Raw genomic sequence first — 13,004 nt, forward strand, 5'->3', positions numbered from 1 at the left:
AGAAGTCAGGGTAAGAAGAATGCTGTATTGGTTGACCGAGCTTTCGGACGGCGGGGACCTTTTCAACCTGTTCCGCTACATCACCTTCCGGGCCGGCGCCGCGTTCTTCACCGCGCTGATCTTCGGCTTCGTCTTCGGACGGCCCCTGATCAATCTGCTCCGCTCGAAACAGAAGCATGGCCAGCCGATCCGGCTCGACGGGCCCGAAGGGCATCTGGTCACCAAGGCAGGCACGCCCACGATGGGTGGCGCGCTGATCCTTGGTGCGATCACGGTCTCGACGCTGCTCTGGGCGCGGCTCGACAACGGGTTTGTCTGGGTGGTGCTGGGCGTCACGCTGTCTTACGGGCTCATCGGCTTCGCCGACGACTACCAGAAGATCACGAAGAACAACAATTACTCGGGCCTGTCGGGCAAGACCCGTCTCGCCCTCGAAGGGCTGATCGCGCTCGCTGCCGCCTATGTGGTGATGACGCTCCATCCCGCCGAGCTGACCGGGCAGCTGGCCTTTCCGGTTTTCAAGAACCTGCTCCTGAACCTTGGCTGGTTCTTCCTGCCCTTCGCGATGTTCGTGATGGTCGGGGCGGCCAATGCGGTGAACCTGACCGACGGGCTTGACGGTCTCGCGATCATGCCGGTGATCATCGCGGCGGCCACGCTGGGCGTCATCGCCTATGCCGTGGGCCGGGTCGACGTGACCGAATACCTCGAGGTGCACTATGTGCCTGGCACCGGCGAGCTTCTGATCTTTGCCGCCGCGCTCATCGGCGGAGGCCTCGGGTTTCTGTGGTATAACGCGCCGCCTGCGGCCGTCTTCATGGGCGACACCGGGTCGCTCGCCCTGGGCGGCGCGCTCGGCTCCATCGCTGTGGTCCTCAAGCACGAGATCGTGCTTGGCATCGTCGGCGGTCTCTTCGTGGTCGAGGCGCTGTCGGTCATCATTCAGGTCGCCTATTTCAAGCGGACCGGCAAGCGCGTCTTCCTGATGGCGCCGATCCACCACCACTTCGAGAAGCGCGGCTGGGCGGAACCCCAGATCGTGATCCGCTTCTGGATCATCTCGCTGGTGCTCGCGCTTGTCGGTCTGGCCACGCTGAAACTGCGTTGAGGGGTCTCTGACCGCGCGTGAACAGGTTGGCGGCCCTGCTGTGCAGGAGGTGTGAGGCCCGTCTCTGGCCAAGCTGCGGCGCAGGGGCTATCGGTGGGCGGTGGTTCGAAGGAGAGACGCATGATCCCGGTGCGCGGATACGAGGGGCAGAGGGTCGCGGTTCTGGGGCTGGGGCGTTCTGGCCTCGCCACGGCGCGGTCGCTGGAAGCGGGCGGGGCACAGGCGCTGTGCTGGGACGACGGCGCCGATGCGCGGGCCCGGGCCGAGGAGGCGGGGCTCACGCTTCACGATCTCACCCGGCGCGAGGCTTTCGAGGGCATCGCGGCGCTCATCACCAGCCCGGGCATCCCGCATCTCTATCCCACCACCAATCCCCATATCGCGCGGGCCTATGAAGAGGGGATCCCGGTCGACAACGACATCGGGCTCTTCTTCCGCTCGCTGGGCGGCGGGGAATGGGACGAGTTCGACCAGCCGCCGCGGGTCATCGCGGTGACGGGATCAAACGGGAAATCCACGACCTCCGCCCTGATCCATCACATCCTCACTGAAGCGGGTCGCCCGTCGCAGCTTGCCGGCAACATCGGGCGCGGGGTGCTCGACATCGACAGCCCAAGCGACGGCGAGTTGATCGTGCTGGAGCTGTCGTCCTACCAGACCGATCTTGCCCGTGCGCTGACGCCCGACGTGGCCGTGTTCACGAACCTGTCGCCCGATCACCTCGACCGCCACGGCGGCAAGGGGGGCTATTTCGCGGCCAAGCGCCGGCTCTTTGCCGAAGGCGGGCCGGACCGCGCGGTCATCGGCGTCGACGAACCAGAGGGGCTCTTCCTTGCCGGACAACTGGCCGAGGGCCCTGGCGACGAGCGGGTGCTGCGCGTCTCGGTCGATCGCAAGCTTTCGGGCGTCGGCTGGAACGTCTTCGCGCGCAAGGGTTTCCTGTCGGAGACTCGCAAGGGCAAACAGGTCGCTTCCATCGACCTGCGCGACGTGCGCGGGCTGCCGGGGGCGCACAACCATCAGAACGCCTGCTGCGCCTATGCTGCCGTGCGCACGCTCGGACTTGCCCCAAAGGTGATCGAGGAGGCTTTCCACAGCTATCCGGGCCTGCCGCATCGCTCGCAGGTCATCGGTGAGAAGGGCGGTGTCCGGTTCGTGAACGATTCCAAGGCGACCAATGTGGACTCGGCCCTCATGGCGCTGCTGGCGTTTCGCAACATCCGCTGGATCGTGGGCGGGCTTCAGAAGGAAGGCGGGCTGGCCGGTCTGGCCGAGGGGCTCGCCAACGTCCGCAAAGCCTATGTCATCGGGCGGGAGGCAGAGGCCTTTGCCCGCGATCTGGGCGTCGCCGACACCGAGGTCTGCCAGACGATGGAACGCGCCGTCGCCGCCGCCGCGCACGAAGCCGAGCCGGGCGATGTGGTCCTCCTCGCGCCGGCGGCCGCCAGTTTCGACCAATACGACAGCTTCGAGAAGCGCGGCGAGGATTTCATCGCGCGGGTGACGGCGCTCCTTGGTTGATCTTCCGGACACAAGGCTCGATCGCCTTGGCATCGGGATCGGGCTGAAGCTTTGCGCGGTCCTGGCTTTCGTGGTCATGGGCGGGCTCATCAAGGCGACCGGCGAGGCGGTGCCGGTTGGCGAGGTCGTGTTCTTTCGCTCGTTTTTCGCTGTGCCGATCATGATCGGCTATCTCGCCTATGTCGGCCAATTGCGTGACGGTATCCGCACCGCGCGCCCGCTCGGGCATCTCTGGCGCGGGATGATCGGCACGACCGCGATGGGGCTGATGTTCCTGTCCCTAACGCTGCTGCCACTGCCCGAGGTGACGGCGCTGCAATACGCGACGCCGATCTTCATCGTGATCCTCGCTGCCGTGATGCTGGGAGAACGCATCCGACTGTTTCGCATGACGGCGGTGACCATGGGTCTTGTCGGCGTGGTGATCGTGCTCTGGCCCCGGCTGGGTGACGTAGGCACCGGTGCGAATGGAGAGGCCCTTGGCGCGGGTCTCATGATGGGGTCCGCTCTGGCCGCCGCATTGGCGCAGGTGCAGGTGCGCAGCCTTGTCGCGACCGAACGCCCGGCCACCGTCGCGCTTTATTTCTCACTTTCCTCCACGCTCATCAGCCTCGCCACGCTGCCTTTCGGCTGGGTCTGGCCCGCGCCCTGGGTTGTGGCCCTGCTCGTCACCTGCGGTCTCATCGGCGGGGTGGGGCAACTGTGCCTTTCGGCCAGCTATCGCTTCGCCCCGGCCTCGACCATCGCGCCCTTCGACTATGCCTCGATCTTCTTTGCCACCGCCATCGGCGTGGTATTCTTCGGTGAAGTGCCGACCGCACATACCATTGTCGGCGCGGCGATCGTTATTGCGGCTGGGATCCTGATCATCTGGCGCGAGCGGCAGCTGGGCAAGGATCGCGATGCCGCGAAACAGGCGCGCCAGCCGCCCGTCTGAGCGGGAACTTCCCGCAATGCTGACCGGGCGACGTTGTGCTTCCCTGTCGGGGCAAATCACGTTAGTCTGTCCGCCAAGACCCGGGACAACCCGGGCATGAACGAGGCAGTATCGGCGGAACTCCCATGACCGAAATGGTATATGGTGCGGTCACGCAGACGGCGAAGGACCCGATCCTTCCCCGCTGGTGGCGCACGATCGACAAGTGGTCGGTCTCCTGCATTCTTCTGTTGTTCGCGATCGGGCTCTTGCTCGGTCTCGCGGCGTCGCCGCCATTGGCCGAACGCAACGGGCTTCCGCCCTTCTATTATGTGCAGCGCCAGCTCGCCTTCGGGATCATGGCCTTCGCGACGCTTTTCGCGATGACGCTAATGTCGCCCAAGATGGTGCGGCGACTGGGTGTCGTGGGCTTCGTGATCACCTTCGCGGCCATCGTCCTGCTGCCGATGTTCGGCACCGACTTCGGCAAGGGGGCGGTGCGCTGGTATTCGCTGGGCTTCGCATCCTTCCAGCCGTCGGAGTTTCTCAAGCCCTTCTACGTCGTGGTCGCGGCCTGGCTCATGGCGGCGAGCCAGGAAATCCAGGGCCCGCCGGGGCGTTCCATGTCGCTCGCGCTGACGCTGGTCATCGTCGGGTTCCTCGCCATGCAACCCGACTTCGGACAGTCGGCGCTGGTGCTGTTCGGCTGGGGCGTGATGTATTTTCTCGCAGGCGCCAGTTACCTTCTCATCGTGGGAGTGGTGGGTTTGGTCGTTCTGGGGGGCTTCGTCGCATATGAGAACTCCGAACACTTCGCCCGCCGCATCGATGGCTTCCTGTCGCCCGACGTGGACCCGCGTACGCAGCTCGGTTACGCCACCAACGCGATCCAGCAGGGCGGTTTCTTCGGTGTCGGCGTGGGCGAGGGGCAGGTGAAATGGTCACTGCCCGACGCGCATACCGATTTCATCATCGCGGTCGCCGCCGAGGAATACGGACTGCTCCTCGTGTTGCTGATCATCGTCCTCTACATGGTGATCGTCGTGCGGTCGTTCCTGCGTCTGATCAACGAGCGCGACACCTTCATCCGGCTCGCGGGCACCGGGCTCGCCGCCGTCTTCGGTGTTCAGGCTCTGATCAACATGGGGGTGGCGGTGCGGCTCTTGCCCGCGAAAGGCATGACACTTCCCTTCGTCAGTTACGGCGGTTCGTCCCTGATCGCGATGGGGATTTCGGTGGGGATGCTGATCGCCTTCACCCGGACCCGTCCGCAGGGCAAGATCGAAGACTACCTGACGCAGCGAGGCGGCAGATGAGCACCAGGGCGCCCCTGCTCGTGATCGCCGCAGGCGGAACGGGCGGGCATATGTTCCCGGCGCAGGCGCTGGCCGAAACCATGCTGGCGCGCGGCTGGCGGGTGAAACTGTCGACCGACGCGCGGGGCGCGCGTTATGCGGGTGGATTTCCCGACCGGGTGGCGGTGGAACAGGTCTCCTCGGCCTCCTTCGCACGCGGCGGGACACTCGCGAAGCTCGCGGTGCCGTTTCGCATTCTCGGCGGCATCTTCGGCTCGATCGGACGTATGCTTACGGATCGCCCTTCAGTCGTCGTCGGATTTGGCGGGTATCCCAGCATTCCTGCCTTGTCGGCCGCGCTCGTCACCGGGCGGCCTCGCATGATCCACGAACAGAACGGGGTTCTGGGCCGCGTCAACAAGCGCTTCGCGACACGGGTGCAGGCGCTCGCCTGCGGTACGTGGCCGACGACGCCCATGCCCGAGGGGGCGCATCCCGTCCATGTGGGCAATCCCGTGCGAAGCGCGGTGCTCGACCGGGCGGGTGCCGGCTATATCGCGCCGGGAGATTACCCGATGTCGCTGCTCGTTATCGGCGGGTCGCAGGGGGCCAAGGCGCTGTCGGATCATGTGCCCGCGGCGATCGCGGCGCTTCCCGAGCATCTGCGCTCTCATCTCTCGGTCAGCCATCAGGCCCGCGACGAGGACGCCGAGGCGGTGGCGGCCTTCTACGCCGACCACGGGATCCGGGCCGAAGTGAAACCCTTCTTCGCGGACGTGCCCCGCCGGATAGCCGAGGCTCAACTCGTCATCAGCCGGTCGGGCGCATCGTCGGTCGCGGATATCTCGGTCATCGGCAGGCCCTCGATCCTGATCCCCTTTCCCCATGCCACCGACGACCACCAGACAGCGAACGCGCGCGGGCTCGTGGATGCGGGCGCGGCGATCCTCATTCCGGAGAGCCGGCTTTCTCCGCAAGTCCTCGCCGAACAGATCGCCTCGGTGCTGGACAATCCCGACGGCGCGATGCAGATGGCGCGCGCTGCACTGGGCCAAGGCAAGCCCGATGCGGCAGCGACGCTCGCGGACCTGGTCGAGGACCTGGCGGCGACCAAGGCCCCCTGAGGGGCAACCAAGACAAGAGGGACCGGCGATGAACGCAGCGGCAACGAAACTCCCCACGGAAATGGGCGCGGTGCATTTCGTGGGTATCGGCGGGATCGGCATGTCGGGCATCGCCGAGGTGCTCATCAACCATGGCTACCGGGTGCAGGGGTCGGACCTCAAGGCGTCACCCATCACCGAGCGCCTCGCCTCGCTGGGGGCCGAGATCTTTATCGGTCAGCGTGCCGAGAACCTCGAGAATGCCGAGGTCGTCGTGATTTCCTCGGCGATCAAGAAGGGCAACCCGGAACTCGACACCGCCCGCCTGCGCGGCCTTCCGGTCGTGCGCCGGGCCGAGATGCTGGCCGAACTCATGCGGCTCAAATCGAACATCGCGGTCGCCGGCACCCACGGCAAGACGACCACGACGACGCTCGTCGCCGAACTTCTCGTGGCAGGTGGCATCGACCCGACCGTCATCAACGGCGGCGTCATTCATGCCTATGGCTCCAACGCGCGGATGGGGCAGGGCGAGTGGATGGTGGTCGAGGCCGACGAAAGCGACGGCACCTTCAACCGGCTGCCCGCGACCATCGCCATCGTCACGAACATCGACCCCGAGCATATGGACCACTGGGGCACGGAAGAGGCGCTTCACAAGGGCTTCTACGACTTTGTCTCGAACATTCCCTTCTACGGTCTCGCCGTCTGCTGCACCGATGATCCCGACGTGCAATCGCTGGTGGGCAAGATCACCGACCGCCGGGTCGTGACCTTCGGTTTCAACGCCCAGGCCGATGTGCGCGCGACGAACCTCAGCTACAAGGCGGGTGTGGCGCATTTCGACATCGTGCTGCCTGACCTCACCATCGAGGGCTGCACCCTGCCGATGCCCGGAAACCACAACGTCTCCAATGCCCTCGGCGCCGTTGCCGTGGCGCGGCATCTGGGGATGAAGGGCGACGAGATCCGTGCTGCGCTCGCGGCCTTCGGGGGCGTCAACCGCCGCTTCACCCGGGTCGGCGACTGGAACGGTGTGCCGATCATCGACGACTACGGCCACCACCCGGTCGAGATCGCCGCCGTGCTCAAAGCCGCGCGTCAGGCGGTCGAGGGGCGGGTGATCGCCGTCCACCAGCCGCACCGCTTCTCGCGCCTGCACACGCTGTTCGAGGACTTCTGCACCTGTTTCAACGAGGCCGACGTCGTGGGCATCGCCGATGTCTATGCCGCTGGCGAAGATCCTATCCCCGGGGCGAGCCGGGACGACCTCGTGGCGGGGCTCACGGCCCATGGCCACCGCCACGCCCACGCGATCAGCTCGGAAGAGGATCTTGCAACGTTGGTCCGGGAGAACGCGAAGCCAGGAGATATCGTCGTCTGCCTCGGCGCCGGGACCATTTCGACCTGGGCGCGGGCGCTCGAGGCGAAGCTCGGCTAGACGAGGCCCTTGAAGAGGCCCTGAAACCAGCCGATGGGCAGGTGCTGGCCCACGGTGAACATCCAGGAAAACGGCCTCGGGAAACTGTGCGAGAACTTGCGCCGGTCGATGGCGTGGAGCACATGCGCGGCGGCCTCTTCCGGGGTCATGAGCTGGGGCATCTTGAAATCGTTCTTCTCGGTCAGGCGGGTGTCGATGAACCCGGGGTTCATCCGCTGCACGAGAATGTCGGTCTGCGACAGGTCGATGCGCAGGTTCTCGGCCGTGTGCATGACGGCGGCCTTCGACAGGCCATAGCCCACGGCGCCGGGCAGACCCCGAAACCCCGACAGCGACCCGATGAGCGCGATATGCCCCTTGTTCGCGGCGACGAAGCGCGGGACCACTTCGCTCAGAACGTTCACGCATCCGGTGATGTTGGTGTCGATCATGAGCCGCACCGCGTCCCCGTCCCATTGGGTGGCCTTGGTCGGCTCATAGGCCCCGACGGAATAGATCATGCCGTCGAACTGCCCGGCCCTGCGTGCGGCCTCGGCGACAGATGCCGGGTCGGTCACGTCCACAGTGACGGCGGTCGCGTCACGCAGCTCTCCTGCGAGGCTTTTCAGCTTGTCTTCGGACCGCGCCGACACGACCAGCGACGCGCCGCGTTTGTCGAGCGCATGGGCGATGGCGCGACCCAGACCTTCGGAGGCACCCACGATCCAGTATCGCGTGGCGGGGAGGGACTTGGTCGGGCTCATGTCACTTCTTCCATCGGCGGTTCCGGGCGGCGCCGGAAGCGTGCGCCCTTGAGTTTGAGTTTTGCGGCCTGCCACAGAATCAACGCCATGACCCGGAGCGCCCCCGTGGGACGGCGGAGCGCAGCTCGGGCCAGAGTGCCATGGGTCAGGGGCTCTACAGGTCCGGTCAACGTTGCGGTCACGCCCCCGGTTCCGTTCACATGGTCGATGAGAATGGCGATCCGGTCGTCGCCGAGAGAGAACCGGAACCGATAGGTCCCCGCGACCTCCTGAAAGGGCGAGACGTGAAAGACCTTCTCCGCCTCGATCACGTCGGACGGGCGGATCGGGGCGAAACCCTCCCGCTTGCACAGATAGGAATGGCGGTCGCCCATGGTGTTGTTCACCTCGGCGATAACCGCGACCAGAGCGCTGTCCCTTTCGGCGATCCAGAAGGCGACCGGGTTGAACCAGAATCCCATGAAGCGGGGCTGGGCAAGGAGCCAGATCCGAAGTTCCGCAGGGTCAAGGCCCGCGGTGCGGAACACCTCCTCCGCCCATGTCACGCCATGCCCGGCGCCGCGTTGTCCGCCGTGATCGCGGTCGTGAAGCGCCATGATGCCGACGCGGTTGCGGGTGAACAGCGGCCAGAGGCCCCTCGTCTCGCGTGGATCGATCAGCACATAGTCCACCCCATAGGTGAAGCTGTTCTTCACCGCGCCGCGCCGGGCATGGGTCGTGGACCCCGAGAGAAGCCGCGCCCCGGTCATTCCGCCGCGATCAGCCCCGGCGTCACCGTCCGGAGCGCCCGCATCTTCTCGGCCACGGCGACGGCCGAGGCGAAGCCGTCCTCGTGGAAGCCGTGACGCATATAGGCGCCGGCGAACCATGTGTTGCGCGTGCCATTGAGCGTGCCGAGCGTCGATTGCGCGGCCAGCGCGGCCCGGTCGAACACCGGATGATCGAAGCTCACGTCGTCATAGATCGTGTCTTCCCGGATCTCGCCCACCGGGTTCAGCGAGACGAAGAGCGGATCGGTTTCGGGAATGTTCTGAAGCCGGTTCATCCAGTAGGTGACGCCGACATGCGTGTCCGCGCCCGCGCTGTCCGCGCGGTAGGTCCAGGCTGACCAGCACCGCCGGCGGCGCGGCATCTGGGTCCGGTCGCGGTGCAGCACGGCCCGGTTGGGCTGGTAGCGGATGGCTGAAAGCGCAGTGGTTTCTTCCTTGTCGGCATCGGCCAGAAGGCGAAGCGCCTGATCCGAATGGCAGGCGAAGATCACCTCGTCAAAAGTTTCGGGCAACATGCCCTGCGCGGTCACGGTGGCCTGACCGGGCGAACGCGTCACGTGGGAAACCGGCGTGGCGGGGCGCAGGCGCACCCCCTTGGCCTGAATGTCCGCGCTCAATCGGCGCACGTATTCGCGCGATCCGCCGTCGATCGTGTACCACTGGTGCTGCTTCCAGCTGAGAAGTGAATGATTCTTGAAGAAGTTGACGAGCGTCTTCGCCGGGAAGGACCGCACGTCCATCGTCGGCGTGGACCAGATCGCCCCGCAGATCGGCATCAGGTAGTGTCGCTCGAACCAGTCGCCGAGCCCCATCAGGCGCACGAGATCCCCGATGGTGATGTCGTCCGACTGCGCCGCTGCCTCCGCACCTTCGTTGAACTTCAGGATGTCGCGGATCATCGACACGAAGCGGGGGTTGGCGATGTTGCGGCGTTGACCGAAGATCGTGTTGAGCGTCTGGAGCGAGTATTCCACACGGCCGCTGTCCACGCTCGCGCCGAAGCTCATGTTGCTCTTGGCGACCGGCACGTCGAGCTTGCCGAGCATCTCGGTGAAATGCGGATAGGTTTCGTAGTTGAAGACGATGAAGCCGGTGTCGACCGGCTGATCCCCCCCGACGCCGGCCATGACCGTGCGCGCATGCCCGCCCAGCCGGCCTTCCGCCTCGTAGAGCGTGACGTCGTTTTCCGCGCCCAGCAGATAGGCGGCAGCAAGACCCGAGATACCGCCACCGATGATCGCGATTTTCCGGGGCATTGGGGGGGGAGCGTCGAACGACATGCAAAATCCTCTTGTTGTTGTGCTGCTTACGCGTCGCAGAAAGATACGGATCAAAAGTGATCCAAGTTTCGTCGCAGGGCGTAATGGGGGTATGTTGCGCGTGAACGACGATCATACGGACCTGAGTCTCACCTTCGATGAGGGGGGCGAGCTACCGCTTGCGGTGCTGACGGTGCCGCGTCCGGCGAAGGTCGAGACACCGTCACAGAAGAAGCGTGCGCGACAGGGAATGAAGACACCGATGACGCAGGGGGGAAGCAACCGGCCCGACGCGCAGCTCTTTTCCGAGCAGACACGCTGGATGCTCGCGATCCGGGACCAGCGCGACAAGGTGGCTTTCGGGCTTCTGTTCGATCACTTCGCGCCGCGCCTGAAGGGCTTCGTGATCCGGGCCGGGGCGAAACCGGCACAGGCCGAGGACATCGTGCAGGACGTCATGCTCTCGGTCTGGCGCAAGGCGCATCTTTTCGATCCCGCCCGCGCGCAGGTGTCGAGCTGGATCTACCAGATCGCCCGCAACCGCAACATCGACATGGCACGGCGCAATCGCCCGCTGCCGGAAGCGCTCGTGGCCGAAGAGCCCGAGCATGAACCCGACGCCGGTCAGGTGATGGCGCTGGAACAGGAAGCGGACGTCTTGCGCGCCGCTCTTGACCGGCTCAACCCGGACCAGCGCGACATAATCGAGCGCGCCTATCTTGGCGAGCTGACACATAGCGACATAGCTGAGGCCACCGGGCTTCCGCTCGGAACGATCAAGTCCCGCATCCGGCTGGGGCTCGACCGACTCCGGCACGAACTGAAGGACTTGCGATAGGATGACGATGAACGTCACGCACCATATTTCCGACGCCGTGATGGCGGCCTATGCGACGGGTTCGCTGTCGCAAGCGTTTTCGCTTGTCGTGGCGACGCATGTGTCGATGTGCGACGACTGTCGCGCCGCGCTCGAGGCGCATGAAGCAGCGGGAGGCGTCGTGCTCGACGGGATCGGGGAGACCGCCCTGACCGGCAATCTGCGCGCCCGGGTGATGGCAGCGCTCGACGACCCGGCGGAGCGGTTCGACATGGAAGCGCCGGCGATCGATGCCTTCGACGTCTATCCCGCCCCGGTGGCGCAGGCGCTCAGGGGGCAGGGACCCAAGTGGAAACGGCTAGGGGGTGGCGTGCGCCAATGCATCCTCTCGGCAGACAACGAAGGATCGGCGCGCCTTCTCTATATCCCCGCCGGGCGTCCGGTCCCGGAGCATACCCACGGCGGGCTGGAATTGACGCTGGTGCTTCAAGGAGGCTTCTCGGATGCAACCGGGCACTTCGGGGTCGGCGACGTCGAACAGGCGGACGGGGATCTCGAGCATATTCCGACGGCGGATGAAGGCGTGGACTGCATCTGTCTCGCCGCCACCGACGCGCCCCTGCGGTTCCATGGGCTGGTGCCCCGGATCCTGCAGCCCTTCTTCGCGATCTGACCGGCTGCGACATAGCCTCGCAGGGGTTTCGCGGGTTACGTAGAAACACGTAGCGCGCCCTTATTTTGCGCAGGATATCCGCGATTTAACCCTCACTGCGGGCGTTTTTCGGTTTGAAATAGCCAGTTCAAAAGGTATGACGGACAAAGGTTGCGCGCACTGCGCGCGTTTCCGATAAAAATGACAAGACGTCATTCCTGGAGGAGGATTATATGGAACGTCGGAAGTTTCTGAAGGGTGCCGCAATCGGCGCCGCTGGGTCTGCGCTTGCCGCTCCGGCCATCGCTCAGGGTGCCAAGACCATGACCATCGTGTCGACCTGGCCCCGTGACATGCCGGGTCTGGGCGTCTCGGCCCAGCGTCTCGCAGCACGGATCACCGAACTGTCGGAAGGCGCCATTCAGACCGAATACTACGCCGCTGGCGAACGTGTGGGCGCGCTGGACGTGTTCGACGAAGTCGCGAACGGCAACTCGCAGGCTTACATCGGTGCCGACTACTACTGGACCGGCAAGCACCCGGGTCTCGCCTATTTCACCGCCGTTCCCTTCGGCATGACCTTTGCCGAGATCAACGCCTGGTGCGCCTTCGGTGAAGGCCGCGCGCTGTGGGACGAGCTTCAGGACCAGTTCGGCCTCTACGGGATCCCGGCCGGCAACACCGGCACCCAGGCCGGCGGCTGGTTCAACAAGGAAATCGAAAGCGCCGACGACCTCAAGGGTCTGAAGATGCGTATTCCGGGCCAGGGCGGTCAGGTCATGTCCAAGCTCGGCGCCTCGACCGTGTCGCTGCCGGGCGGCCAGATCTATGAAAACCTCGTCTCCGGTTCGATCGACGCGACCGAGTGGGTGGGTCCGTACAACGACTACTTCATGAAATTCTACGAAGCAGCCAAGTACTACTACACCGGCGGCATGCACGAGCCTGGCGCCCAGCTTTCGCTCACCTCGAACAAGTCGTGGTGGTCGTCGCTGACCGACACCGAGCGCGCCATCATCTCGGCCGCCGCCGCCGAAGAGAACGCCGCTTCCTACTATGAAGCCGTCGCGCTCAACGGTGAATACCTGCAGAGACTGCAGGACGAACAAGGCGTCGAAGTCCGCTCGTTCAACGAAGACGTGTGGGACGCCATGGGCGAAGCCGCGATGGAAGTCTTCGAAGAAGCTGCCGCCTTCGACGATCTGGCCTCCCGCATCAACGACTCGATGCAAAAGGCCATGCGCCAGTATGGCCGCGGTGTCGCGCTCTTCGAAGGCCAGTTCGTCGAGAACCGCAACCGCATCTTCGACATCGGCTGATGGTGCCGCGCAGGGTGGCCTCTCGCATGTCACCCTGCGTCCAAAATTGAAAAGCGGGGC

12 protein-coding genes are annotated in these 13,004 nt (G+C 65.2%); 9 read left to right on the forward strand and 3 right to left on the reverse strand.

The genetic code is table 11. From position 1 onward, the window contains the following. Positions 1–19: 19 nt before the first annotated feature. The 6 genes from mraY to murC all read left to right on the forward strand — a co-directional run bounded on the left by mraY (position 20) and on the right by murC (position 7,384). Positions 20–1,108: a phospho-N-acetylmuramoyl-pentapeptide-transferase gene (gene mraY / locus KJP29_RS10200; protein ID WP_218463457.1), complete on the forward strand. Its 1,089-nt coding sequence runs from the start codon at positions 20–22 to the stop codon at positions 1,106–1,108. A 120-nt stretch (positions 1,109–1,228) separates the two neighbouring features. Next, positions 1,229–2,629: a UDP-N-acetylmuramoyl-L-alanine--D-glutamate ligase gene (murD, locus tag KJP29_RS10205; protein ID WP_218463458.1), complete on the forward strand. Its 1,401-nt coding sequence runs from the start codon at positions 1,229–1,231 to the stop codon at positions 2,627–2,629. Beyond that, on the forward strand, positions 2,622–3,566 hold the full coding sequence (locus KJP29_RS10210; protein ID WP_255553546.1) for a DMT family transporter: 945 nt from the start codon (positions 2,622–2,624) through the stop codon (positions 3,564–3,566). The genes murD and KJP29_RS10210 overlap by 8 nt, the downstream gene beginning before the upstream one ends. A gap of 125 nt (positions 3,567–3,691) precedes the next feature. After that, entirely contained in the window at positions 3,692–4,861 is a 1,170-nt protein-coding gene (locus tag KJP29_RS10215; protein ID WP_218463459.1) for a putative peptidoglycan glycosyltransferase FtsW, read from the forward strand. Further along, positions 4,858–5,964, forward strand: coding sequence for a UDP-N-acetylglucosamine--N-acetylmuramyl-(pentapeptide) pyrophosphoryl-undecaprenol N-acetylglucosamine transferase (locus tag KJP29_RS10220; RefSeq protein ID WP_218463460.1), 1,107 nt, complete (start codon positions 4,858–4,860; stop codon positions 5,962–5,964). The genes KJP29_RS10215 and KJP29_RS10220 overlap by 4 nt, the downstream gene beginning before the upstream one ends. Positions 5,965–5,992: 28 nt before the next feature. Beyond that, positions 5,993–7,384: a UDP-N-acetylmuramate--L-alanine ligase gene (murC, locus tag KJP29_RS10225; protein ID WP_218463461.1), complete on the forward strand. Its 1,392-nt coding sequence runs from the start codon at positions 5,993–5,995 to the stop codon at positions 7,382–7,384. On the opposite strand, the gene KJP29_RS10230 is transcribed toward murC, so the two are convergent. Genes KJP29_RS10230 through KJP29_RS10240 form a run of 3 tightly spaced genes read right to left on the reverse strand, consistent with a single transcriptional unit; the run spans position 7,381 to position 10,177 of the window. Further along, positions 7,381–8,127 (reverse strand): SDR family oxidoreductase, encoded by a 747-nt coding sequence (locus KJP29_RS10230; RefSeq protein WP_218463462.1) that lies wholly within the window; start codon positions 8,125–8,127, stop codon positions 7,381–7,383. The genes murC and KJP29_RS10230 overlap by 4 nt on opposite strands. Next, entirely contained in the window at positions 8,124–8,876 is a 753-nt protein-coding gene (locus KJP29_RS10235; protein ID WP_218463463.1) for a DUF1365 domain-containing protein, read from the reverse strand. The genes KJP29_RS10230 and KJP29_RS10235 overlap by 4 nt, the downstream gene beginning before the upstream one ends. Beyond that, the gene (locus KJP29_RS10240) at positions 8,873–10,177 is read right to left on the reverse strand and encodes an NAD(P)/FAD-dependent oxidoreductase (protein WP_218463464.1); all 1,305 of its coding nucleotides are present in this window, start codon (positions 10,175–10,177) and stop codon (positions 8,873–8,875) included. Before KJP29_RS10240 ends, KJP29_RS10235 begins: the two co-directional genes overlap by 4 nt. Before the next feature lie 241 nt (positions 10,178–10,418). Here KJP29_RS10240 and KJP29_RS10245 point away from each other — a divergent pair, with 241 nt between their 5' ends. From KJP29_RS10245 to KJP29_RS10255, 3 genes are all read left to right on the forward strand, one after another. Further along, the gene (locus KJP29_RS10245) at positions 10,419–10,994 is read left to right on the forward strand and encodes a sigma-70 family RNA polymerase sigma factor (RefSeq protein WP_255553678.1); all 576 of its coding nucleotides are present in this window, start codon (positions 10,419–10,421) and stop codon (positions 10,992–10,994) included. Between the two features lies 1 nt (position 10,995). After that, positions 10,996–11,646, forward strand: coding sequence for a ChrR family anti-sigma-E factor (locus tag KJP29_RS10250; protein WP_305067339.1), 651 nt, complete (start codon positions 10,996–10,998; stop codon positions 11,644–11,646). A 212-nt stretch (positions 11,647–11,858) separates the two neighbouring features. Beyond that, the gene (locus KJP29_RS10255) at positions 11,859–12,944 is read left to right on the forward strand and encodes a TRAP transporter substrate-binding protein (RefSeq protein ID WP_218463465.1); all 1,086 of its coding nucleotides are present in this window, start codon (positions 11,859–11,861) and stop codon (positions 12,942–12,944) included. The last annotated feature ends 60 nt before the right edge of the window (positions 12,945–13,004 follow it).

The organism is Maritimibacter sp. DP1N21-5, from assembly GCF_019218295.1.
Taxonomy (GTDB): Bacteria; Pseudomonadota; Alphaproteobacteria; order Rhodobacterales; family Rhodobacteraceae; genus Maritimibacter.